The organism is Martelella sp. AD-3 (assembly GCF_001578105.1).
GTDB lineage: Bacteria > Pseudomonadota > Alphaproteobacteria > Rhizobiales > Rhizobiaceae > Martelella.
Genome location: NZ_CP014275.1, coordinates 2,936,830 through 2,958,858 on the forward strand (window position 1 = coordinate 2,936,830; position 22,029 = coordinate 2,958,858).

General features: G+C 63.6%; 18 protein-coding genes. 11 read left to right on the forward strand and 7 right to left on the reverse strand.

Translation table 11 applies throughout. The features are described from left to right. Positions 1–63: 63 nt before the first annotated feature. Complete coding sequence (locus tag AZF01_RS13710) at positions 64–3,255, reverse strand: efflux RND transporter permease subunit (protein WP_024709245.1); 3,192 nt, start codon at positions 3,253–3,255, stop codon at positions 64–66. Beyond that, positions 3,252–4,388 (reverse strand): efflux RND transporter periplasmic adaptor subunit, encoded by a 1,137-nt coding sequence (locus AZF01_RS13715; RefSeq protein WP_024709244.1) that lies wholly within the window; start codon positions 4,386–4,388, stop codon positions 3,252–3,254. Before AZF01_RS13715 ends, AZF01_RS13710 begins: the two co-directional genes overlap by 4 nt. A 255-nt stretch (positions 4,389–4,643) precedes the next feature. Here AZF01_RS13715 and AZF01_RS13720 point away from each other — a divergent pair, with 255 nt between their 5' ends. The 4 genes from AZF01_RS13720 (at position 4,644) to AZF01_RS13735 (ending at position 11,377) form a co-directional block, all read left to right on the forward strand. Beyond that, positions 4,644–7,103 (forward strand): ATP-dependent helicase, encoded by a 2,460-nt coding sequence (locus AZF01_RS13720; protein ID WP_024709243.1) that lies wholly within the window; start codon positions 4,644–4,646, stop codon positions 7,101–7,103. Between the two features lie 210 nt (positions 7,104–7,313). Then, the gene (locus AZF01_RS13725; RefSeq protein WP_161633048.1) at positions 7,314–9,605 is read left to right on the forward strand and encodes an EAL domain-containing protein; all 2,292 of its coding nucleotides are present in this window, start codon (positions 7,314–7,316) and stop codon (positions 9,603–9,605) included. 53 nt (positions 9,606–9,658) lie between these two features. Continuing rightward, entirely contained in the window at positions 9,659–10,294 is a 636-nt protein-coding gene (pncA, locus tag AZF01_RS13730; protein ID WP_024709241.1) for a bifunctional nicotinamidase/pyrazinamidase, read from the forward strand. 126 nt (positions 10,295–10,420) lie between these two features. After that, entirely contained in the window at positions 10,421–11,377 is a 957-nt protein-coding gene (locus tag AZF01_RS13735; RefSeq protein ID WP_061449600.1) for an IS481 family transposase, read from the forward strand. A gap of 99 nt (positions 11,378–11,476) precedes the next feature. Here the strand turns inward: AZF01_RS13735 and AZF01_RS13740 are convergent, their stop codons facing one another. Together AZF01_RS13740 and AZF01_RS13745 are read right to left on the reverse strand one after the other, a co-directional pair. Next, positions 11,477–11,947, reverse strand: a complete 471-nt coding sequence (locus tag AZF01_RS13740; protein ID WP_024708381.1) for a DUF1772 domain-containing protein — start codon at positions 11,945–11,947, stop codon at positions 11,477–11,479. A 14-nt stretch (positions 11,948–11,961) separates the two neighbouring features. After that, positions 11,962–12,591, reverse strand: a complete 630-nt coding sequence (locus tag AZF01_RS13745) for an NAD(P)-dependent oxidoreductase (protein ID WP_024708380.1) — start codon at positions 12,589–12,591, stop codon at positions 11,962–11,964. Positions 12,592–12,678: 87 nt separating this feature from the next. Between AZF01_RS13745 and AZF01_RS13750 the strand changes: the two genes are divergently transcribed. Then, positions 12,679–13,305, forward strand: a complete 627-nt coding sequence (locus tag AZF01_RS13750) for a TetR/AcrR family transcriptional regulator (protein ID WP_024708379.1) — start codon at positions 12,679–12,681, stop codon at positions 13,303–13,305. A gap of 23 nt (positions 13,306–13,328) precedes the next feature. Here the strand turns inward: AZF01_RS13750 and AZF01_RS13755 are convergent, their stop codons facing one another. Next, positions 13,329–13,565 (reverse strand): DUF2164 domain-containing protein, encoded by a 237-nt coding sequence (locus AZF01_RS13755; protein WP_036237216.1) that lies wholly within the window; start codon positions 13,563–13,565, stop codon positions 13,329–13,331. Positions 13,566–13,720: 155 nt separating this feature from the next. Here AZF01_RS13755 and AZF01_RS13760 point away from each other — a divergent pair, with 155 nt between their 5' ends. Both AZF01_RS13760 and AZF01_RS13765 read left to right on the forward strand, forming a co-directional pair. After that, positions 13,721–14,422, forward strand: coding sequence for an AzlC family ABC transporter permease (locus AZF01_RS13760; protein ID WP_024708377.1), 702 nt, complete (start codon positions 13,721–13,723; stop codon positions 14,420–14,422). Beyond that, positions 14,419–14,736 (forward strand): AzlD family protein, encoded by a 318-nt coding sequence (locus AZF01_RS13765; protein ID WP_024708376.1) that lies wholly within the window; start codon positions 14,419–14,421, stop codon positions 14,734–14,736. The genes AZF01_RS13760 and AZF01_RS13765 overlap by 4 nt, the downstream gene beginning before the upstream one ends. Positions 14,737–14,791: 55 nt before the next feature. Here the strand turns inward: AZF01_RS13765 and AZF01_RS13770 are convergent, their stop codons facing one another. Continuing rightward, positions 14,792–16,654: an aminopeptidase P family protein gene (locus AZF01_RS13770; protein ID WP_024708375.1), complete on the reverse strand. Its 1,863-nt coding sequence runs from the start codon at positions 16,652–16,654 to the stop codon at positions 14,792–14,794. A gap of 368 nt (positions 16,655–17,022) precedes the next feature. Between AZF01_RS13770 and AZF01_RS24305 the strand changes: the two genes are divergently transcribed. Continuing rightward, on the forward strand, positions 17,023–17,190 hold the full coding sequence (locus tag AZF01_RS24305; RefSeq protein ID WP_024708374.1) for a hypothetical protein: 168 nt from the start codon (positions 17,023–17,025) through the stop codon (positions 17,188–17,190). Between the two features lie 140 nt (positions 17,191–17,330). Here the strand turns inward: AZF01_RS24305 and AZF01_RS13775 are convergent, their stop codons facing one another. Then, positions 17,331–18,977 (reverse strand): acyl-CoA dehydrogenase family protein, encoded by a 1,647-nt coding sequence (locus AZF01_RS13775; RefSeq protein ID WP_024708373.1) that lies wholly within the window; start codon positions 18,975–18,977, stop codon positions 17,331–17,333. A gap of 149 nt (positions 18,978–19,126) precedes the next feature. Between AZF01_RS13775 and AZF01_RS13780 the strand changes: the two genes are divergently transcribed. Genes AZF01_RS13780 through plsY form a run of 3 tightly spaced genes read left to right on the forward strand, consistent with a single transcriptional unit; the run spans position 19,127 to position 21,987 of the window. Beyond that, positions 19,127–20,068, forward strand: a complete 942-nt coding sequence (locus AZF01_RS13780; protein WP_024708372.1) for an aspartate carbamoyltransferase catalytic subunit — start codon at positions 19,127–19,129, stop codon at positions 20,066–20,068. Then, positions 20,065–21,354 carry a dihydroorotase gene (locus tag AZF01_RS13785; protein WP_024708371.1) on the forward strand — a complete coding sequence of 430 codons (1,290 nt, stop codon included), beginning with the start codon at positions 20,065–20,067 and terminating at the stop codon, positions 21,352–21,354. The genes AZF01_RS13780 and AZF01_RS13785 overlap by 4 nt, the downstream gene beginning before the upstream one ends. A gap of 15 nt (positions 21,355–21,369) precedes the next feature. After that, positions 21,370–21,987, forward strand: coding sequence for a glycerol-3-phosphate 1-O-acyltransferase PlsY (gene plsY / locus AZF01_RS13790; protein WP_024708370.1), 618 nt, complete (start codon positions 21,370–21,372; stop codon positions 21,985–21,987). Positions 21,988–22,029: the final 42 nt, after the last annotated feature.

The following is a 22,029-nucleotide window of genomic DNA, read 5'->3' on the forward strand; positions in this document are numbered from 1 at the left end:
ACAACAGTATAGTGCCCGCTTTAGCAAGGTTTTCCATGGAAACCAAAACGGATACCCTCGCCATCAGTGACCGATCGATGCCGCCTCGTGCATCTCGGCGTTGAGACGCCGCTCTTCGTCGGCCTTCGGCTTCGAGAAGCGCGCAAGGAGGTAATAGGCGACCGGCGTGACGTAGAGCGTGACGATAGTGGCAAGGCCGAGACCGCCGACGATCACCCAGCCGAGCGCGATACGCGCCTCGGCGCCCGCGCCGGAGGCAGCAACCAGCGGAATGCCGCCGAGCACGGTGGAGATCATCGTCATCATCACCGGCCGAAGCCGGAGCATGGTCGCATGCTCGATCGCATCGCGCACGCTCTCGCCGCGATCCCTGAGCTGGTTGGCGAATTCGACGATCAGAATGCCGTTCTTTGCCATCACGCCGATCAGGAGCACGAGGCCGATCTGGGAATAGATGTTGAGGCTGGTGCCGGTCAGAAGCATGGCGATGAAGGCGCAGCCGATGCCGAAGGGCACGGTCGCCAGGATGATCAGCGCGCTCCAGACGCTTTCGAACTGGGCGGCAAGCACGAGGAAGACGATGATGATGGCAAAGCCGAACACCATGCCCATGCCCGAAGCGTTTTCATCAAGGGCGGCCGCCTCGGCCTGCGCCTGGACGTGGGCGCCCGGCGGCAGAAGCGGCTCGGCAAGCTCCAGAAGGCGCTGATAGGCGTCGCCCAGCGCCACGCCGGGCCCGAGGCTCGACGACAGCGATACAGCCGCCTGTTGCTGCTCGCGTTCGAGCGTCGGCGCGATGGATTTCTCCTCAAGCGTCGCGATGGTCGACAGCGGCACGATGCGGCCGTCTCCGGTGCGCAGGAAAATATTCCTCAGGTCGCTCGGATCATCGACCTTTCGGGTGTCGGCGCGCAGCTGGACATCATAGGATTCGCCGTCGATGAACACCTCGCCCACCGACCGGCCGTCAAGCAGCGCCATCAGCGCCTGGGAGAGCCCGCCAATATCGATGCCGAGATCGGCCGCGCGGCGGCGATCAAGAGTGAGCGCCAGCTGTGCCTGCGTCGCCTCCTCGGAAAGACGCGGGGCGGAGAACATCGGATCGGCCTCCATGGCCTCGACAAGCGCGCTCGCGGCTTCCGTCAGCCGTTCATGGCTGGAGCCGACAAGCGCGACGGAAAGCCCGTTGCCGGCGCCGCGGATATTGAGCGAGTTCGGCTGGAAGGCGAAGGCGCGCACGGCCGGAATGCTGCCGGAGGCGGCGTTCACGTCGCGGGCGATCATGTCCTGCGTGCGCTCGCGATCGGCCCAGGGCGCAAGCGACATGACGACGAAGCCGCTGTTGGTGTTGCTGCCGAAACCGGAGATCGAGAAGATGCTTTCGATCTCGCCGCTATCGATCAGCGGCTGGAGCTTCTCCTCCACCTGCTGGATGCGGTCGCGGGTATAATCGAGGCTGACCCCCTGGGGCGCGGAGACCCGCATCATCAGCATCGACCGGTCCTCGCGCGGCAGAAGCTCGGTGGTGAGGTTGGCATAGGCGAGATAGGCCCCGAAAACCAGCAGGCCGGCAAGAGACAGGAGCACCAACGGCGCGGCCAGCACCCAGCCGAGCGTCACGGCATAGAAGCGCGCAAGGGCCGTGCCGAAACGCGCGACCGGCCCGGGCTTCTGATCCTTGTGGCTCACCAGAATGCGCGATGCCAGCATCGGGCAGAGCGTCAGCGCCACGAAGGATGACAGCATCACGGCAAAGGCCAGCACAAAGCCGAATTCGCGGAACAGTCCGCCCGCCTGCCCCGGCAGGAAGGAAAGCGGCACGAATACCGCGGCAAGGGTTGCCGTGGTGGTGATGACGGCGAAGAAGACCTGGCGGGTGCCGAGCACCGCGGCCGCGCGCGGACCCATGCCGTTTGCCCTGAGACGCACGATGTTTTCCAGGACCACGATCGCGTCATCGACGACCATGCCGGTCGCCAGCACGATCGCCAGAAGGGTGAGGATATTGACGGAGAAGCCCGCGACATAGATCGCGGCGAGCGTGCCGACCAGCGCCACCGGCAGGGTGATCGCCGGAATGATGGTCGCGCGCCAGTCGCGCAGGAAGACGTAGATGATGGCGACCACGATCATCGCCGCGAGGATGAGCGAGCGGACAACTTCCTCGATCGAGCCGGAGATGAACACGGCGTCGTCGCTCGACACCTTGATCGTCGTGCCCTCCGGAAGGTTCGGCGCGATCTCGTTTACGACCCGGTGGACGCCCTCGGAGATTTCGAGCGTATTCGACTTCGCCTGGCGGATGATGCCGAGGCCGATGCCGGGCTGGCCGTTGTAGCGCAGCGCCGTTGCCGCCGTGTCCGGCCCGAAGACGACGGTGGCGACATCGCCGAGACGGACATTCTCGGCCACGCGGATATCGGCGAATTCCTCCGGCGTGGTGATGTCGGCGGTGGCGCGCACGCCGAGCGCCTGGGTGGTGCTGGTCAGCGAGCCGGCCGGCACGTCCCAGGAGATATCGGACAGCGCCGACGCCAGGTCAGCCACCGAGAGGCCCCGGCTTGCAAGGGCGGCCTGGTTGATATCAATGCGAAAGATCTTCTCCCGCTCGCCGTAGACGGCGACATCGGCCACGCCGGGCACGGCGGCGAACCGGTCCTCGATCTCGTCGCTGACGAGTTCGGTCAGGTCGTCAATGCCGAGCGTGGACGAGGTGATCGCCAGCCGGACGACCGGCTGTGCATCCGAGTCCGCCTTGACGATGCGCGGCTCGTCGGCATCGTCGGGCAATTGCCCCTCGACGCGGCCGACGGCGTCGCGCACATCCATGGAGGCGACGTTGATATCCGTGTCCTTGCTGAATTCCAGCGTCACCCGGCTCGAGCCGGTGGACGACTGGGAGGACATCGACTGGAGGCCTGGAACGCGCGCGACCGCGCCCTCGATGACATTGGTCACCTCGCGGTCGACCGTCTCGGGCGCGGCGCCCGAAAAGGTGGTGCGTACGGTAATCACCGGCTGGTCGACATCCGGCAGTTCACGCACCTCGACGCCGAAAAAGGCGGCGAGACCGGCAACGACGATCAGCGCATTGAAGACCGCCGCGAGGATTGGCCGGCGCACGAAGAGCGCCGTGAAGCCATGCTCGCTCTCATGTTCCGCGATCGCCTTTTCCGCCTCGCTGCGCGCATCGCTCGTCTGGTTTTCGGTCGCCGTCTCGTCGCCGGGCGTCTTGTCGTTATCGTGATCGCTCATGACGCGGTCTCCGCGCTTGCGCGCTTCGGCGCGCCAAAGGTCACATCACTGACCGAAGCCCCTTCGCGCAGGCGCTGGATGCCCTCGATGATGACATCATCCCCCTCGCCCAGTTCCGCGTCGACCAGCACCACGTCCGGGTCGCGCTGGATGATGCGGACCCGCGTCTTCGTCGATTTTCCGTCGACGAGCTGCCAGACATAGGCCCCGTCAGAATCCCACTGGATCGCAAGCGGATCGACGGCCGGATAGACATCGCCCGGAAACCGCATCGACACGTCGAAGGACATGCCGGCGCGCAGCGAATCGTCCTCATTGTCAAGGCGCGCGCGCACCATGAAGGTGCGGCTTGCCGCGTCAATCCGGTTGTCGACGGCCTGCACTTCGCCCTCGAACAGCTGCTGCGGCGCGGAAACGAGACTCGCCTCGACCGGTGCGCCGGGGCGGATCGCGGTGGCGAAACGTTCCGGCACGGAAAAATCGACCAGGATCGAGGAGCGGTCGTCGATGGTGACGATTTCGGACGAGGTCGTGACATAATCGCCGACATTGACCGGAACGATTCCGGCAACGCCTGCGATCGGCGCAACGATGCGGCGACGCGAAAGGTCGAGTTCGGCGGCCTCGAGGTCGAGGGCGGCCGACCGCTCGGCGATCTCGGCATTATAGACCTCGAGGTCGGAGATCGCCGACTTGATCCTGCGATTGACCTCCGCCTGACGCGCGGCGCTTTCGAGCGCCACCTCGGCCAGATTGCGGGCGAGCACCTGTTCGCGGTCATCGAGCACCGCGATGACCTCCCCCTTCTCAACCGTATCGCCCGAGGAAAGGTTGAGCTCGGTGATCGTGCCCGCCTCCTCCGGAAGCACGGTGACCGAGCGGATCGCCTCGCCGCTGCCGATCGCCGTCAGTTCGTCATTGACGGTGCCCGTGGTCACCGGCGCGCTCACCACCTGGATGCCGCCTCCCGCAAAACCGCCGGGGGGACGACCGCCGCCGCTGTCGCCCGACTTCGCCTCCAGAACGCCGTAGGACGTCAGCACCTCGCGCCCGCCGGGCGCCAGAAAGAGCCATGCCGCGGATCCGATCGCCAGAAGACAGACACTCACGGCAACCTGCTGGTAGAAACGCATCAATGACTCCGGTTTTCAAAGAGGATGCCGACGGTGACGGCCTGTGGAAAGCGATAAGAATATGAGTGGAATTATCCAGATCACCCGGCTCACTGCAAGCCACGGAATGAAACCTCACCAATTTGTAATCTTTGCGCGCGTCCGTCGCCTTCTTCATGCCGTATTTCCGAACGGAAAAGCCCCGCTCTGTGCATATTTTGTTCTCATTTCGATGCATGCCTTCACCTTTGCCCCTCAAGCCACTAGATTGGCGCCATGATTCACGGCCACGACGACATACCGTTCTTCGACGACGATGACGAACCGCGCAAGCCGGCGGCGGCGGCGCCCGGCGGCCCCCCCGGACAGGCGGGCGGGCTTGCCGCGCGCGCCATGGCGGCGCGGCGCGCGCCCGATGCACCCGATTACCTCACCGGCCTCAACCCCGAGCAGCGCGATGCCGTCGAAACCATCGAGGGCCCGCTCCTCGTGCTCGCCGGCGCGGGCACCGGCAAGACGCGGGTGCTCACCACCCGCATTGCCCATATCCTGGCATCGGGCCGCGCCTATCCGAGCCAGATCCTCGCCGTGACCTTTACCAACAAGGCCGCCCGCGAGATGAAGGAGCGGGTCGGCGTGCTCGTCGGCGGCGCGGTGGAGGGCATGCCCTGGCTCGGCACGTTCCACTCCATCGGCGTGAAGCTTCTGCGCCGCCATGCCGAGCTTGTGGGGCTCAGGTCCGATTTCACCATTCTGGACACGGATGACGTCATCCGCCTGATCAAGCAGTTGATCCAGGCCGAAGGCCTCGATGACAAGCGCTGGCCGGCGCGCCAGTTTTCCTCAATGATCGACGGCTGGAAGAACAAGGGGCTGACGCCCGAGCTCATTCCCGAAGGCGACGCCCGCGCCTTTGCCAACGGCAAGGGACGAGAGCTCTACATGGCCTATCAGGACCGGCTGAAGACGCTGAATGCCTGCGATTTCGGCGATCTCCTGTTGCATCCGATCCGGCTCTTCCGTGAAAACCCGGACATATTGAAAGAGTACCACCGACGTTTCCGCTATATTCTGGTGGACGAATACCAGGACACCAACACCGCGCAATATATGTGGCTGCGGCTTCTCGCCCAGCGTCCGGGCGAGGATGACGGTCCGGTCAACATCTGCTGCGTCGGCGACGACGACCAGTCGATCTATGGCTGGCGCGGCGCCGAGGTCGACAACATCCTGCGCTTCGAGAAGGATTTCCGCGGCGCGAAGGTCGTCCGGCTGGAACGCAACTACCGTTCCACAGCCCATATTCTGGGGGCTGCCGGCAATCTCATCGCGCATAATGACGGACGCCTCGGCAAGACGCTGTTCACCGAGCGTTCCGATCCCGATGACGACAAGGTTCAGGTCCACGCCGCCTGGGATTCGGAGGAGGAAGCGCGCGCGGTGGGCGAGGAGATCGAACAGTTGCAGCGCCGCGGCGAGCTTCTGAACGACATGGCCATTCTCGTGCGCGCGTCGTTCCAGATGCGCGAATTCGAGGACCGCTTCGTCACACTCGGGCTCAACTACCGCGTCATCGGCGGCCCGCGCTTCTACGAGCGGCTTGAGATCCGCGACGCGATGGCATTCTTCCGCCTCACCTGCCAGCCTGCCGACGATCTGGCGCTGGAGCGGATCATCAACACGCCGAAGCGCGGCCTGGGCGATGCCAGCGTGCGCAAGATCCACGATTATGCCCGCGCCCGCGACATTCCGATGCTGGCGGCAGCGCGCGAGATGATCGACACGGACGAACTGAAGCCGAAGCCGCGCAAGGCGCTGTTCGACGTCGTCACCCAGTTCACGCGTTGGCAGGAGTTGCTGGAGACCACGCCGCATACGGAGCTTGCGGAGATCATCCTTGAGGAAAGCGGCTATACCGAGATGTGGCAGAACGACCGTTCCGCCGAAGCGCCCGGCAGGCTTGAAAACCTGAAGGAGCTGATCCGCTCCATGGACGGATTCGAAAGCATGCGCGGTTTTCTGGAACACGTGTCGCTGGTGATGGACGCCGACCAGAACGAGGAGATGGACGCCGTCTCGATCATGACGCTGCATTCGGCCAAGGGTCTGGAATTCAAGACCGTGTTCCTGCCCGGCTGGGAAGAGGGCCTGTTTCCGCACCAGCGCGCGCTGGACGAGAGCGGGCGCGCCGGCCTCGAGGAAGAACGCCGCCTGGCCTATGTCGGCCTGACCCGCGCCAAGCGCAACTGCCACATCTGGTTCGTCTCCAACCGGCGCATTCACGGGCTGTGGCAGTCGACCATGCCGTCGCGCTTCCTCGACGAACTGCCGGAAGACCATGTCGAGGTCGGCGAGACCGAGGTCTCCTATGGCGGCTACGGTCAGTCGCGCTTTGACCGCGCCGCGCCGTTTTCCAACACCTATGCCACCCCCGGCTGGAAGCGGGCTCAGGAGAACCGCAACGATGCAACCCGCGACAACTGGGGCACGCGCTCCGGCCATGCCGTCGAGCGCATCGGCTATGGGGAGAGCGGGCCGCGCGGACGCACGATTGAAGGCGAGCTCGTTGCTCGCAGCAGCGAAGAGACGCCCTCCAGATTCGCGGTCGGCGACCGCGTTTTCCACCTCAAATTCGGCAATGGCAACATCGCCGCAATCGAGGGCAACAAGCTGACGATCGACTTCGACAAGGCCGGGCAGAAAAGGGTTCTCGACGGTTTCGTCAAGCCGGCCTGAGCGCGGACGGTGTTTCTAGCCGCTCCCCGGACGATTCCGTCCCCTTGTCTTTTGCATTGCACAATGCAAGGTCGCGGGAAATATTCTTACTTATTTAACCTGTCATTATTTAGTGTAAGCTTACACACTAATCGTATTCCGTTTATTCGTTCTCAGGTTTATTGGGTTCCCGATTCATCTTGACGCACAAGGCCTCCTTATAACATGCAGTTGGCAACGAGAAAGGCGCGACGATACGAACGGCATATTGCCGGCGTTGTGCTGGCGGCCTTCATGTTTGTGGCGGCGGCCGCGACCGGGCTCAAGGCTCAGGTTCCCGTCATTCGCCTTCCCGACTTCTTCGAGGACAGTCCCGTGGCGATGCTGCTGATCGAGCCGATGAACGGCAGGATCCTTGCCGCCAATCATGCCGCTCAAACCTTGTACGGCTGGAGTTCCGACGAGTTCAGGAGGCTGTTCGTCTCCGATCTCAACCAGATGTCGGAGGACAAGATCAAGGTCCAGCTGGACAATGCGCGCACGGGCAACCAGCACTATTTCCTCTTTCCGCACCGTTTCAAGGACGGCACGATCCATACGGTGCGGACATTTTCCTGGCCGATCATCCTGGAACAGAAGACGCGGCTCTTCTCGGTGATCGCGGAAGCCCATGACGTGCGCTCCGGCGGGGAGCCGCTGGCGGCCTATTCGTCAAACCTCGAGGATGCCGTGCGCCAGAAATCAGCGGAGTTGCGCGCGACCGACGGGCTTTTGAACCTGACGCTCATTTCCGCGATCGCCGTGCTTTCCGGCATCGTGATCATTCTCGGCATCGTCCTTATCCGCGGGCGGCGGCTGGTGCGCGCGCTCGGTCGTCAGCACCTGCTGCTGCGCGTCGTGATCGACGCCATCCCCGACCAGATCTATTTCAAGAGGCCGGACGGCACGCTGGAGGCCTGCAACCAGGCGGCCGCGGAGTTTGTCGGCATGCCGGCGGAGATGATCGTCGGCAAGACCGACCGCGAGATTTTCGGGCACAGCACCGACGCGCTCCTGATGCAGCAGGTCTTCTCCGATGTGAACAACCAGGGCAAACTGATCAACCAGGGCGAGGTCACCAATCCGGCCGGGCGCAAATACACGCTCGAGATGATCAAGGCGCCGGTCATTGATACGCGCGGCGAGCGGCTCGGCTCCGTCAGCGTCTGGCGCGATGTCACCGAGCGACGGCGCACGGAAGCCAGGGTCGAGGCGCTTGCCTATTATGATCCCCTGACGAAGCTGGCGAACCGCGCCAAGGCGCAGGAAGTGCTGCTCGGCTTCCTCGCCACGCACAAGGTCAATCAACAGTTCATGGCGATCGCGATTTTCGACCTCGACAGCTTCGCCGCCGTGAATTCGATCTTCGGCCACAATATCGGCGACGCGCTTCTGAAAACCACGGGCAGGCGCCTCAGCAACAATATCGACGCCGGCTCCTTCACGGCGCGCCTTTCCAGCGACGAATTCGTGGTGTTCCTGACCGCGCTCGGCGGGGATGAGGCCAGGGCGCGCGAAGCGGCGCATGAGAAGATAGAGGACCTGCACGCCTGCCTTTCGCGCCAGGCCATCATCAGCGGCAACCAGATTACGCCGAGCGCCAGCGCCGGCGCGGTTCTGGTCGGCCCTTCCTCGGAAGGGGCGGAGGAGGAATTGCGACGCGCCGACCTCGCCATGCACAATGCCAAGTCGCGCGGGCGCGGCAGCATCAACTGGTTCCACAGCGGCATGGTCGACGATCTCGTCGCCCGCTTCGATGTCGAAACCGCGCTGGAAAAAGCCCTGCAGAGCGACGGGTTCAGGCTGTTCCTGCAGCCGAAGATCATCGCCGATGCCCCGGGACGGCATTTCGAGGTTCTGCTGCGGCTCGACCATCCCGAGCGCGGCATCGTCGGTCCCGGCAGCTTCATCGCCGTGGCGGAGGCGACGGGACTGATCGTCCCCATCGGCGCGTGGGTCCTCGAAGAATCCTGCAGGATGCTCGCGGAAAACCCCGACCTGCACCTCGCCGTCAACGTTTCGGTCCGCCAGTTCCTCCGGGAGAAATTCGTCGACGACCTTGCATCGCTTCTCGATCATCACCAGTTCGATCCCGAGCGGTTGACGCTGGAGATGACGGAAAGCCTGATGATTGCCAATTTCGACCTGGCGCTCGCGCAACTCAGGAAGATCAGGGCGCTCAGAATCAGGCTGTCGATCGACGATTTCGGCACCGGCTATTCCGCGCTTGTCTACCTCAAGCAGTTCCCGCTGAACGAACTGAAGATCGACAAGACATTCATTGCCGGCGTACCGCATGACAGCAGCGACACATCCCTTGTGGAGTTGATCATCACCATGGCCCACCATCTCGGCATATCGATCGTAGCCGAGGGCGTGGAGACGCGTGAACAGGAAGCATGGTTGCTCAGTCAGGGCTGCGAAGGCCTGCAGGGCTTTCTCTTCAGCCCGCCCCAGCCGGCCTCCTACTATCTCAAACCCTGAAACGGTCGCGGGCCTCTCCCGCCCCGCAGATCGTCAGATACCGGAGCGAAAACATGAAAGCCCTTCTGCTTGTCGATATCCAGAACGGTTTCTGCCCGGGCGGCAACCTCGCCGTCGCCGACGGCGATGCCGTGGTACCGGTCGCCAACCGCCTGATCAGGGACGGCGGTTATGATGTCATTGCCGCCTCGCAGGACTGGCACCCGGAAGACCATGGCTCCTTCGCCTCGGTCCATCCCGGCAGGAAGCCGTTCGACATGGGCGAGCTTGGCGGAAAGCCACAGGTGATGTGGCCGGACCACTGCGTCCAGAACACCGAGGACGCCGCGTTCCATCCCGACCTCGACATTGCCGCGGTCGACTACATCCAGCGCAAGGGCGAGAACCCCGCGATCGATTCCTATTCGGCGTTCCGCGACAACGAGCATCATGCCGTTACCGGACTTGCCGACTACCTGCGGCAGAAGAACGTCACCGTGGTCGACATAGCCGGCCTGGCGCTCGACTTCTGCGTAAAGTTCACCGCGCTCGACGCCCGGGAGATGCTGCCCGGCGTGACGGTCCGCGTGATCCTCGAAGGCTGCCGCGGCATCAGCGAGGAGGGTGTGGAACTGGCGCTTGCCGAAATGCGCGAGGCCGGCGTCGAGATCATCGATCTCGGGACCGCGACCGGCGGCAAGAGACCATAACCGCAAGCCGGCGGGCAAATGCCGCCGGCGAAGCCTCTCTAGATGTGGGCTTTCAGGAGGTTGTCCATTCGGAGCGTACCGAGGAGACTGGAGTTACCACGCTTCAGCACTCACCGGAGGCTCCGAATGAACATTCACAAGAATGCCCGACTGACCCCGCTGCGTCGAGAGGAGATGGCTGTTGCCGTTCTGTCTGGCGCGCTCACGAAAGCGCAGGCGGCTTTAGTCTATGCCGTTTCCCACAAGATCGTGTCTCGTTGGGTCGAGCGCTTCAGAAAGGGTGGACGCGCTGCAATGGCTGACCGGTCGTCGCGGCCCAGAAGCAGTCCCCGGCAGACCGATGCCATCTTGTGCGAGCGCATTGCCGCCCTTCGTCGTCAGCGCCTGACCGGCAGGCACATCGCCATGGAGACAGGCGTGTCACCGGCCACCGTCAGCCGCGTTCTCAAGCGGGTCGGTTTGTCCCGGATGAAGGACATTGCTCCAGCCGAACCGGTCGTGCGTTACGAATATGACGAGCCGGGCGGCCTGATCCATCTCGACATCAAGCGCCTTGGCCGCTTTAATCGCGTCGGCCACCGCATCACAGGCGACAGGACCGGCCAGAGCAATTCACGCGGCATCGGCTGGGAATATGTGCATGTGTGTATCGACGATGCATCCCGGATCGCATTCACTGACATCTTGCCCAACGAGAAGGCTGAAAGCGCCGTCGCATTTCTCAAGGCGGCAGTCGCCTATTATCAAAGCCTCGGCATCACGGTGAAGCGGGTCATGACCGACAATGGCTCGTGCTACATTGCCGGGGATTTCGCGAAAGCCTGCAAGGCGCTCCATCTGAAACATATTCGTACCAAACCTTACACGCCAAAGACAAACGGCAAGGCCGAGCGCTTCATCCAGACAGCATTGCGCGAATGGGCCTATGCGCGCGCCTATCCATCCTCAGAGCACCGAAAACGGCATCTGCCGAACTGGAACCACATGTACAATTGGCACCGTCCGCATGGCGGCATAAAGTCAAAAACACCGATCAGTCGACTCGGCATGAACCGAGACAACCTCTTGAGGCTCCACATCTAGAGCGCCGTGCGTCCATTCGGATGCACAAAGGACGCTCTAACCTATTGAATCTACGCATCGTGCTTTCCGAAAATCAGACCCGATTTTCGGGCCGATGCGCTAGTGCATGCTCGCCGCAACCAGCCAGCATGCCGCGGCGAAGCCCGAAGCTCCGGTCCGGATATGGTTCAGCCGCGTCCAGCGCCGGGCGTAATTCGGCCAGTAGGCCGCCGTCTCGTCCGGCCGGGCAGACACCCGCGCAAGATGCCTGTTCATCGGGACATTGCCCAATCCGGTGACGGCGAACACGCCGGAATAATAGGCGAGCGCTCCGGCGAGGACCAGAAACCGCGACGGCCCCGCGCCCTGCAGGAAGGCCAGCAGCGCCAGCGCCGCGGCGACCGGCAGAAAGCCGGTGAACAGAACCATGAAGACCGATCGATAGACCGTCCGGTTCAGCCCGACCATGCCGGCTGCTCCGGCATGGTCGGGCGCCTCGGCAAGCCCCCGCATGACGAAATCGGAAAAGCTGAGGAAGACGCCAGCCAGCAGGGCCATCAGGAAACCGGCGCCCAGTAGCAATACTGTCATTCAGCCACGCTCCTTCAGCTCGAAAGACCGACGGCGCGGCCCAGATAGGTGGTTTCGCCCAGCTGACGGGAAAGGAAACGCGCAAGGTCCGCCCGCGCGATCTTGAGGTCCAGCCCGCGCGCTGCCGGCGACACATCCTCGATCACGGGACGGCGCGTGGCCGCGTCGGTGAAGGCGGAAGGCCGGACGATGGTCCAGTCGAGCCCGCTCGCCGCCACCATTTGCTCCTGCAGCTCGTGATCCCGAAAGACCGGCGCCAGCAGCGCGCCGAACATCACCCGCTTCCACCAGAAATTCAGGTTCGGCCAGCTTTCCCGTGCGCCAAGGGTCGACTGGCAGATCAGACGCCGGACGCCGTGCGCGTGCATGGCCTGGATGACGTTCAGCGTGCCTTGCGAGCGGATGACGCTCCTGCGCGCGGTTCCTGCGCCCAGGGTGATCACCACGGCGTCATGGCCGGCGACCGCATTGAGCACCTCTTCGGCGTTCAGCGCATCGCCTGCGATACGGTTGAGGTCCGGGTGGTCGAGCTTCAGTCTTTCCGGGTGGCGGGCAAATGCGGAGACCGTGTGGCCGGCCTTGAGCATTTCTTCCGCGGCGAGCCGGCCGATGCTGCCGGTGGCTCCGAATATGATCACTTTCATTGCGGTTCTCCTTCGAGGAATGATGCAATCGATTTACTTGACACGGTGTAAAGTTGACACGACGTCAATAGACGATAGATTGACACCATGTCAAGTCAGCAAACCGATACGCGAACGCGCATACTCGAAACCGCCTGGAAACTTCTGGAATCCGGAGACAAGGCCGTGCGCATGTCCGATATCGCCAGGGCGGTCGGCATCAGCCGCCAGGCGCTTTACCTGCATTTTCCCAATCGCGCGGAGCTTCTGGTGGCCACGACACGGCACATCGACCGCGTGAAGAATGTTGACGAGCGGCTCGCGCCCAGCCGGTCTGCACGCTCGGGCGTGGAGCGTCTGCACGCCTTCATCGAGGCCTGGACTGGGTATATCCCCGAGATACACGGGATCTCGGTCGCGCTACGCTCGATGCGTGACAGTGACAGGGAGGCGGCGGAGGCCTGGGACGACCGGATGCGCGCGGTCCGCCATGGTTGCGCGGCCGCCGTGCGGGCGCTCGTCGCGGAAGGCCGTCTCGCGCCTGAACTGACGGAAGAGGAAGCAACCGATCTGTTGTGGATGCTGCTGTCGGTGGAAAACTGGGAATGCCTGGTGCGCGCCTGCGGCTGGCCGCAATCACGCTATGCGGAAATGACGAAAACGCTGGCAGAGCGGGCTCTGCTGGCTGAGGCCGAACCCGACCAACCGCCGCCTGCCGGCGTTCGCCGAGGGTAGAAAACGCGCCTGCGCGCAGCGCCTCAGGCCGGCATTTCCAGCGCCGCGATCTCGTCGCCGAAGCTTTCCATGCGCTTCATCAGCAGGGCCTCGGCGTCGCGCAGGCCGCTGTTGTAGAAGACCGGCGCGAATTCGCGGGCGATCACTTCGGCAAACAGTTCGGCCTGAAGCGTGCCGATCTCGCAATCGAGCTCCTCGGCGCAATAGTCCCTGAGCCGCTCCGAAAGGGCGGCCTTTTCGCGGGCGCTGAGTTTGATCATGACGCGTTCCTCCGGTTTGATCGCATTATCAATTCTTCTCATTTGTGCACGGATGGCAAAGACGGTAAACGGGTGGACAGCCTCCCTCCCCTCGCGCAATCTGTCCGCCGCTTCCCGTGGGGAACCAGCCCGAAATGATCAGGAGTCGCCTCCCCTTGCCAGAGAGTTCAGAATTTTCAAGCGGCCTTCGCTCCGGCATCGTGCCGGCGCTTTCGGCCGCCCCCTTCGGCATGCTGTTCGGCGCGGTGTCGGTCACGCAAGGCCAGAGCGTCTTCGAAACGGCGGTGATGAGCCTGACGATCTTTGCCGGCGCCAGCCAGCTCGTCGGCGTCGAGCTTTTCGGCCAGCGGGTGGCGCCCTGGCTGATCATCGCCTCGATTGTCGCGGTCAATTTCCGCCATGTGCTCTATTCCGCTGCGCTGACGCCGGTGATTGCCCATTTTTCGCTGCCGAAAAAGCTCGTTGCCTTCTTCCTGATGACCGACCCGCAATTCGCCGAGGCGCTGAAACGGCACGAGGAGCAGGAACGCGTGACCTTCTCCTGGTATCTCGGGGCGGGCCTCGTGCTCTACGTTCTCTGGAACATCATGACGCTGATCGGCGCCACGCTCGGCGGCTTCATCAAGAACCCGGAGGCGCTCGGTCTCGACATCCTGCTGCCGATCTATTTCCTCAGCCTGGTCATGGGCTTCAGGAAACGGCCGAACTATCTGCCGATCGTCGCCGCAAGCGCGCTTGGCTCGATCCTCGCCTATGCCACGGTCGGGTCGCCCTGGCATGTCAGCATCGGCGCGCTCGCCGGCATCCTGCTTGCCGCCCTCCTGCCGCCCGGCAAGGCCAGGGAGGCGGCGCGATGAGCGATTTCACCAATGATCACATGATCCTCGTCATTCTCGGCGCGGCGGTCGCCACCTATCTGACGCGCATTGCCGGCTATGTCCTGCTCTCGGTGGTCTCCGACATTCCACCGCGCGCCGAAGCGGCGCTCAACGCCATACCGGCGGCAGTGCTGACGACGCTGGTGGCGCCTGCCTTCTATGCCGGCGGCTGGGAGGGCAAGCTTGCGATCGCGGCAGCCCTTCTGACGGGGCTGCGCTTCAAGTCGCCACTGCCGATGATCGCTGTCGGCTGGTCGGTGGTGATGGTCTGCCGCTATTTCATCATCGGCTAGCGCATCGGCCCGAAAATCGGAATCGATTTTCGGGCCGATGCGTCGATTCAATATATCAGAGCGTCCTTTGTGCGTCCGAATGGACGGATGGGGCTCCAAGCGGCCGGGTCGCCGCTTCAAGCCAGGCCCGCTCCTTGTCGTCGGCAACGAGAGGCATCAGCTTCTCGCGCGTTTCGGCGTGGTAGGCGTCGAGCCAGTCACGCTCCTCCTGCGTCAGAAGGTCGGCCATGACGAGGCGCAAGTCGATCGGACACCAGGTCAGCGTCTCGAAGGAGAGCATGGGAATTTCTCCGCCCGCTACAGGCTCCGCCTCCTTCACCAGCAGCAGGTTCTCGATGCGGATGCCGAAGTCGCCGGGCCGGTAATAGCCGGGCTCGTTGGACAGGATCATGCCGGGTTTCAGTTCCGGGGTACCAAGCCGCGAAAGCCGCTGCGGTCCCTCGTGAACGGAAAGATAGGAACCAACGCCGTGGCCCGTGCCGTGGGCATAGTCGACGCCCGCCTTCCAGAGCGCGATGCGGGCAAGCGGATCGAGATCCATGCCGCGCGTGCCTGCCGGAAAACGGGCCGTCGAAAGCGCGATCATGCCCTTCAGCACCAGCGTGAAGAACCGCCGCTTCTCGTCGTCCACCGCCCCGATGGCAAGCGTGCGCGTGATATCGGTCGTGCCGTTTTGATATTGCGCGCCGGAATCGACCAGATACATCTCGCCATCGCGAAGCATCCGGTCGGTCTCGGTGGTCACCCTGTAGTGAATGATCGCCGCGTTCGGCCCCGCGCCGGAGATCGTGTCGAAGGAAATGTCGCGCAGCGGGTTCTGCATGCGCTCGCCCACCGAAGCGCGCGCGGCCTCGAGCGCGCTCGCGGCCGTTATCTCGCTGACGGAACCGGGGGCCTGGCCGTCGAGCCAGCTCAGAAAGGCGACCATCGCCGCGCCGTCCTGCAGGTGCGCCTTGCGCGTGCCCGCCTGCTCGCCCTCATTCTTGACCGCGCGGGCGGCAACAACCGGATCGGGCGCGTCGATCACCGTGCCGCCGGCATCCTCGATGAGCCGCACACAGGCATAAGGCACGGCGGAGCGATCAAGCATGATCGCCGCACCCGCAAGCGCCTCGAGACGGGCTGAAACGGCCTCCGGCGCTTCGAGCTCGGCAAGATCATCGATATGCGCCCTGGCCTCGCCGGACACTTTTTCAGGAGACAGAAACAGGACGGCGCTGCCGTCCGCCTTCACGATCGCGCGCGAGAGCGGCGCGGGCGTATGGGCGACATCATTGCCGCGAATGTTGAAAGCCCAGGCAACCGAGGTCGAATCGGCGATCAACACCGCGTCGGCCCGCTTGTCGCGCGCGGCTTTCGCGATGTCGTCCAATTTCTCCTTCGCCGGCTTTCCGGCAAATTTCTGTGGCTGCACGGTCACCGGCGTTGCGGGCGGCGCTGGCCGTTCCAGCCAGATCCGGTCGATCGGATTTTCGGAAAGCAGGACTAGCTCCCCGCCGATCTCCCCGAGCGCGGACTTCAGCCGCTCGACCTCGCTCGGCGTATGCAGCCACGGGTCGATGCCGAGCCGCATGCCTTCCGGCCGGTTCTCGGCGAGCCATGCAGAAGGCGGACAGCCGACGAGATCGCCGCCGGCGATCAGGCCCGGATCGGTCTGGATCTTCAGTTGCGATGTGTACCGACCATCAACGAAGACGATCGCGGTCGTCTCCATCACCAGCGCCACGCCGGCAGAACCGGTGAAGCCGGTGAGGAAGGCAAGCCTTTCGGCTGAAAGCGGCACATACTCGCCCAGATACTCATCCGTGCGCGGCACCAGAACCGCGTTGATGCCGAGGGACGGGAACAGATCGCGCAGGGCCTTGATGCGCGGGGCGGCCTGCGCCGGGCGGGCGGAAACGTCAAAGGACTGAAACATGAAAATCACCAATCAATTCGATCGGCGCGACGATAGAGCGTTTGAAGCGGCATCACAACAATCCGCCTTACCCGGTCATCCCTGAGCGCGAAGGGTTCAATGCCCGGACACAGGCGTTGCTGCATAATATTCGTGCAGCATGACAGGCGTTTTGCCAGTTCCTGAAATATGCATGCGTTTTCTGCATGGCTCCCATTCGGCTTCCCACCTGCCAGACGCGGAAGCCACGGTCTATATTCCAGACAGTTGATTGATGAAGGCTTCGCGCCGGCGGTGATCAAAGGGATCAGCGCTGATAGCCGCGAAGCGAAATGGACCGAGGGACGGAAGGTCGTCCGGCACGGTCTACAGGAAAAGGAGAACTGAAAATGGGTTTCTTCCGTAGCGCTTACAAGAACATTGCCAATGCCCGCCAGAGCCAGGCCAACCGTTTCGTCAATGCCGAACTGCTGAAGCTTGACGACGAATCCCTGAAGAAGCTGGGCAAGTCGCGCGACGAACTGCGCCGCAACGCCAACGGCTCTATGCTGTTTTAATCGAGCAAGTTTCCGGCGCAGCAAATGCGTCGTGCAGACCCCGCAATCCGCTTGAGCGTCCTCCCCGCTCGCGGAGCGCCGCAGGTCAGCAAAACAAGGGCCATGCCTCAGGGCATGGCCCTTTTCCTTTGGCCGAAAGCTCAGTCCATTTCCGGAAACAGCAGTTCCACGACATAGCTCGCGTCAAACCGCGTATCGAGCATGCCATAGGTGGAGCGCCAGCCGGCCGCAAGCCGGGTTTCGAGAAAGGCGTCGGCGATGCGGCCGGCGCCCAGCCGGTAGAGCTCGGCAGCGCCGGCGGCGAGCGCAAGCTGCTCGATGAAGATGCGGGCAGCGCTTTCATGGGTCTTGCACAGCGCCATGGCCGCACGCAGCAACTCGACGATCTTGGCGCCGGAGGCCCCGAGATCGCGCGCGATCAGCTGGAAGACGGCCTCGAACAGGTCGCTGCCGTGCTCGACGACGCGCCTCAGATCGAGCGCCATCATGTTGCCGGCGCCGTCATGCATGGCCAGTCCCGGCGCGTCGCGATAATGACGGGTGATCGGCCGGTCCTCGATGAAACCATTGCCGCCCATCGCTTCCATCGCCTCGGCCACAACGGCGGGCGCGATCTTTGTGGTCCAGTATTTGGTCACCGGCGTCATCACCCGGGCGTAAGCCGCCTCCTCGGCACTGTCGCGGGCGCGATCGAAGCTTTCGGCAAGGCGGAAGGAGAGCGCCCCGGCGGCGGCCACATCGAGCGCCAGATCGGCGAGCACCCGCATCATCAGCGGCTGGCTCACCAGAGCCTTGCCATGGACGCTGCGGCCGCGCGCGGCATGGGTCGCCTCGGCAAGGGCGGCGCGCATCAGACCCGACGCCATCACGGCGCTGTCGAGCCGCATCAGGGTCAGCATGTCGAGAATGGTTCTCAAGCCGGTATCCGGCGCGCCGAGCAGAAAACCGAAGGCATCGGAAAACTCGATCTCGGCGGCGGCATTCGAGCGCAGCCCGAGCTTGTCCTTCAGCCGCTGATAGCGCAGGGCGTTGGTGCGTCCCTCGTCCAGCAGGCGCGGAACCAGAAAGCAGCCCGGCTTGCCGTCGACATCGGCAAGCATGATGAAAGCATCGCTCATCGGCGCGGAGACGAACCACTTGTGGCCCGACAACCGGTAGACGCCCTCGCTGACGCGCGCGGCCTTTGTGGTCAGCGCGCGCGTGTCGCTGCCGGCCTGCTTCTCGGTGATCGCCAGCCCGACGGTCGCCGCCGTTTTCTGCGCCTGCGGACGGTTGGTCGAATCATATTTGCGCGACAGGATTTTCGGGGCCCATTCCGCGCGCAATTGCGGCGTCGCCGCCAGAACCGCAAGCGAGGCGGAAGTGGCGGACAAGGGCTCCAGATGCCCGCATTCAAGCTGTGCCGTCAGGAACAGGCGGACGGCCCTCAGCTTGTGCGCCTTCGATTTCGAATCGGCATCGCGCGGCGGTTCCCAGAGCGAGGAATGCAGCCCCGACGACATGGAGCGGCGCAGAAGCGCGTGCCAGGCCGGATGGAAGGCGACCGTGTCCAGCCGTTCGCCGGCGGGACCGTGGGTCTTCAGTTGCGGCAGGCTGGTATTGGCCATCTGCGCCAGTTCCTGCGCTTCCGGCGAGGTCACATAGCGCCCGATCGTGTCGAACTCTTCGCGCAGCGGTCGCGCCAGGTTGCGCGTCAGGTCGCCGAGAAGCGGGTCGGAATGAAAGGCGTTGTACCCGCTCCACGGTTTTGGCTGGTTCAACGTCCTGAAAACATCATTGTCGGGCATCGCCGTTTACGCACTTCTTTTTGAAGACAGATCGCAGAGTTGGCACGGTTCGATATAATCTGTCAAAGCTTGCAGCCGGGCCGGTGAGCCATTATAGACGCCAGGACTTCAAGCGATAGACCGCACGGCCTCATATGGAGGAAAGCTTCATGGTCTTCTTTCCCCACCGCCACCTGATCGGCATCAAGGGCCTGTCGCCCATTGATATCGGCACGCTTCTCGACAAGGCCGAAGAGGCCATAGCGTTCAACCGTTCCCGCGAGAAGAAAAACAGCGTTCTGCGCGGGCTCACCCAGATCAACCTGTTCTTCGAGGCCTCGACCCGAACGCAGGCCTCCTTCGAACTGGCCGGCAAGCGGCTGGGCGCCGACGTGATGAACATGTCGGTCGGCAATTCATCGGTGAAAAAAGGCGAAACGCTGATCGACACGGCGATGACGCTGAACGCCATGCACCCGGATGTGCTGGTGATCCGCCATGCCTCGGCGGGCGCTGCAGCGCTTCTTTCGCAAAAGGTCGCCTGCTCGGTCATCAATGCCGGCGACGGCGCGCATGAGCACCCGACCCAGGCCCTGCTCGACGCGCTCACCATCCGTCAGGCCAAGGGCCGGCTCGACAATATCGTCGTCGCCATCTGCGGCGATATCCTGCATTCGCGCGTCGCCCGCTCCAACATCATCCTTCTGAACACGATGGGCGCGCGGGTGCGCGTCGTCGGCCCGGCAACGCTTCTGCCCGCAGGCATCCGCGACATGAGCGTCGAGGTCTTCGACAATATGGAAGACGGACTGAAGGACGCCGACGTGGTGATGATGCTGAGATTGCAGCGCGAACGCATGTCCGGCGCCTTCGTGCCCTCGATCCGCGAATATTTCCGCTTCTGGGGGCTCGATGCGGAGAAACTGAAGGCCGCCAGGGAAGACGCGCTGGTGATGCATCCCGGACCGATGAACCGGGGCGTGGAAATCGCCACCGACGTCGCCGACGGTCCGCAAAGCGTGATCGAGAAACAGGTGGAAATGGGCGTCGCCGTGCGCATGGCCGTGATGGAAACGCTGATGCTTTCGGGAAATGAAGGAGCACGCGCATGAAACCGCTCGTTCTGAACAAGGCCCGCATCATCGACCCTTCCCGCGACCTTGACGAGACCGGCACGATCATCGTTGCGGACGGCCGCATTGTCGCCGCCGGTCGCGATGCCGCCAACCAGGGCGCGCCGGAAGGCGCCGAGATCGTCGATTGCGCCGGCCTCGTTGCCGCGCCGGGCCTTGTCGATGCCCATGTCTTCGTCGGCGAACCCGGTGCCGAACACACCGAAACCATCCATTCGGCAAGCCTTGCGGCGGCTGCCGGCGGCATCACCTCCTTCGTGATGATGCCCGATACAAATCCGCCGATCGATGATGTCGCATTGCTGGAATTCGTGCTGAAGACCGCTCGCGACAACGCCGTCGTCAACGTCTTTCCTGCTGCGGCGCTGACCAAGGGTCTGGCCGGTCTCGAGATGACGGAAGTGGGCCTCTTGAAGGGCGAGGGCGCGGTGGCCTTCACCAATGGCCGCTACTCGCTCTCCGACAACCGCGTTCTGCGCCGGGCGATGACCTATGCCCGCGCCTTTGACGCGGTGGTCTCGCTCGAGCCGCGCGACCGCTATCTCAGCGAAACCGGCGTGATGAACGAGGGATTGTTCGCAAGCTGGCTCGGCCTTTCCGGCATACCGCGCGAAGCCGAGATCATTCCGCTCGAGCGCGACCTCAGGCTCGCCGCGCTGACCGGCGCGCGCTATCACGCAGCGCTCGTCTCCGTGCCCGAATCGGTCGAGGCGATCCGCGTCGCCCGAGAACGCGGGGCCTTCGTTTCCAGCGGCATCTCGATCAACAATCTGACGCTGAACGAGAACGATATCGGCGAATACCGCACCTTTTTCAAGCTGACGCCGCCGCTGCGCCACGAGGAAGACAGGCTGCAGATGGTCGAGGCGCTGAAGAACGGCCTGATCGACATCATCGTCTCCTCGCATGATCCGCAGGACGTCGATACCAAGCGCCTGCCGTTTTCCGATGCCGAGGACGGCGCGATCGGGCTCGAGACCATGCTGTCCGCCGCCCTTCGCCTGCATCATTCGGGCGAGGTATCGTTGATGCGGCTGATCGACGCAATGTCGACACGGCCGGCAAAGGTGTTCGACCTTGACGCCGGCACGCTTCAGCCCGGCGCGCGGGCCGATATCACGCTGATCGACCCGGAAGAGCCATGGATCGTCACGCCCGACCGCCTCGTCTCGCTGTCGAAAAACACAACCTTCGAGAATGCCCGCTTCTCCGGCCGCGCTGTCAGGACCTATGTCGCCGGCTGCTGTGTCTATCAGGCGCGCTAGGAAAGGAACCGCATCGTGGGGGAATTATTCGCTTTCGACCTGACGCCGGTTCAGGCGCTGATCGTGATCGCGATCGGCTATCTTCTCGGGTCCCTGCCCTTCGGCTATCTCATCACCCGCATGGCGGGCCTCGGCGACATCCGCAAGATGGGCTCCGGCAATATCGGCGCGACCAATGTCCTGCGCACCGGCAAGCGGCATCTCGCGGCCCTCACCCTGCTGCTCGACGCGCTGAAGGCGACCTTCGCCGTCATCATCTGCGCAAAGCTTTACGGCACGGACGCAGGACTTGTCGCCGGCGCGGCGGCCTTTATCGGCCACCTCTTTCCGATCTGGCTCGGCTTCAAGGGCGGCAAGGGTGTGGCGACCTATATCGGCGTGCTGCTCGGCATCGCGCCCGCCGCCGTCCTGATCTTCGCTTTCGTCTGGCTGCTGGTCGCCCGGCTGTCGCGCTATTCCTCGCTGTCGGCGCTTGTTGCAACACTTGTCATGCCGGTTGCCTTGTGGATAATGGATCAACCGCAGGCTTCACTGGTCATGGCCGTCCTCACGATCATTTCCTGGTGGCGGCACAAGGCCAATATCGAACGCCTGATATCGGGCAGCGAAAGCAGGATCGGAGACAAGGGGTGACGGACAGTCTGGCTTCTCAAGGCGGCGCTTCGGCGCTGTGCC